Here is a 1,146-nt window from a genome sequence, read left to right as displayed (position 1 = left end):
AATAAAAACAGAGCCCGCGCAATTTATCGACTAAAATAATCTCTTATAAAACCAGTGTCGTTGGGTGGATTATGTGTACAGCCATTCAGAAACAAGTCAGGCAACTTAGTGCCACGTACTTGATAAAAAAAGTATCAGAATGCTTTGAAGGTATAGAAGATCATCGTACTAATAAGAGCCCTATTCCATTTCCTAACTTTTTAAAATCTGCTTTTGCCATGATGCATCAAAAGCATGGTTCGCTTTTAGGGTTTGATAAAGAGCGGGCTGATAAGATTTGCTGCCATAACCTTGAAAAAATGTACCACGTTGAAGATGGAAAAGTACCCTCTGACACACGAATGCGGGAGGTTGTTGATTATATTAACCCCTGTTATTCAAAGAAACCATTTAAAGAATTGTTTACCGTTGTTCAGCGTAATGGTGCATTGCAGGCCTTTAAATTTAAATGTAGCAGACTGAAGGACTATTATTTACTCCCGATTGATGGCACAGGTCTTTTTTACTCTGGAAAATGTCGTTGTGAAGATTGCTGTATTAAAAATGAAGGCAAAAAGAATGAAACTTTCTATCACAATATAATGGGTGGTTGTATTGTCCATCCGGATCAAAAAACGGTAATCCCTTTGGCTCCCGAGGCTATTGTTCGGCAGGATGGTTCTACCAAAAACGATTGTGAGAAAGCGGCAATCAAACGTTTTCTTGAGCAGGTGAAACACGACCATCCACAGTTAAAATTGATCATCCTTCTGGATGGCTTATACGCTGACAACCCCACCATTGCTCTGATCAAGAAGTATGGTTGGCATTATATTATCGTTGCCAAGGATGGTGATCATGTGTCGCTTATTGAGGCAATGAATACCCTCTATGATGAGGGCGATGTCAATCATCATACGATTGTTGATAAAGAAAATAATGTTAAGCATAAATTTCGTTTTGCAAACAAAGTCCCTCTGAACCTGCAAGACCATGCAGAATTAGTCAATGTTCTGGATTATATTGAAGTCGATAAAAAGGGAATTCAACATGCATGGTGCTGGGTAACCGACATTGAATTAACCGATGAGACAGTTGAAGCTGTCATGAGAGGAGGTCGTTGCCGTTGGCATATTGAAAATCAAACGTTTAACACCCTGAAAAATC

1 protein-coding gene is annotated in these 1,146 nt (G+C 39.1%); it reads left to right on the top strand.

The window, feature by feature from the left end; genetic code table 11:
• Nucleotides 1-71: 71 nt before the first annotated feature.
• A partial coding sequence (locus tag J7438_RS25770; RefSeq protein ID WP_209278892.1) for a transposase occupies nt 72-1,146 on the top strand: 1,075 nt, incomplete at its 3' end.

It is taken from the genome of Thalassotalea sp. G20_0 (assembly GCF_017744175.1).
Lineage (GTDB): Bacteria > Pseudomonadota > Gammaproteobacteria > Pseudomonadales > Endozoicomonadaceae > Endozoicomonas.
This window is presented reverse-complemented; position numbering and strand designations above follow the sequence as displayed.